Here is a 942-nt window from a genome sequence, read left to right as displayed (position 1 = left end):
GGACGACCACCACGGTCGTCATCGCGGCGCGGGCCGCGGTCGTCGCGCCGGTCGTCGCGGCGGAAGCCACCGCGGTCGTCGTCACGGCGGGGGCCGCGGTCATCGCGACGGAAACCACCACGGTCATCGTCACGGCGGGGGCCCCGGGGGGCACGGTCGTCTCGCGAGAAGCCGGGGCGGTCGTCGCGACGGAAACCACCGCGGTCGTCGCGGCGGTCGTCGCGGCGCGGGGCACGGTCGTCGCGCGGGAAGCCGCCACGGTCGTCCCGGCGGTCGTCGCGGCGCGGGCCGCGGTCGTCATCGCGGCGCGGGCCACGGTCATCGCGACGGAAGGTACCGCCACGGTCGTCACGGCGGGCGCCGCCGAAGCCACCACCAGAGGGCCGGCCGCCCCGGTCGTCCCGGCGCGGACCGCGGTCGTCACGCCGGAAACCGCCGCGGTCACCGCCCTCGCGCCGCTGCGGCCGGCGCTCCGAGCGATCGTCGGAAGAGTTGGGGGACATCGGCGTGACTCCTGTCTTCGGTACTGCAAACATTCTCGCGCACCGAACACTTCGGCGCGCTTCGACCAAACAAAAAAAGACCCTCAGCCCCAGCGTGAACGCTGGGACCAAGGGTCCTCCAAAGATTGTTCGGCGGCGTCCTACTCTCCCACAGGGTCCCCCCTGCAGTACCATCGGCGCGGAAAGGCTTAGCTTCCGGGTTCGGAATGTAACCGGGCGTTTCCCTAACGCTATGACCACCGAAACCCTATCGGGTTCAAGCGAACAAGCACACTCTTCAATTAATTAAATGAATCAGTGGAACTTGGTTCACCGACGTTGCGACTGTTCGCAACCCGGGAACCACACAGTGGACGCGAGCAACTGAGGACAAGCCCTCGGCCTATTAGTACCAGTCAACTCCACCCGTTACCGGGCTTCCATATCTGGCCTATCAACC

General features: G+C 67.7%; 1 rRNA gene and 1 pseudogene. Both read right to left on the bottom strand.

Annotated elements, in window-relative coordinates:
• A pseudogene (locus ACZ53K_RS37630) lies at positions 1 to 424 on the bottom strand (hypothetical protein); the annotation flags it as partial.
• Between the two features lie 206 nt (positions 425 to 630).
• A 5S ribosomal RNA gene (gene rrf, locus ACZ53K_RS37625) occupies positions 631 to 747 on the bottom strand.
• Positions 748 to 942 lie beyond the last annotated feature (195 nt).

Source organism: Streptomyces sp. NPDC033221 (assembly GCF_055577005.1).
This window is presented reverse-complemented; position numbering and strand designations above follow the sequence as displayed.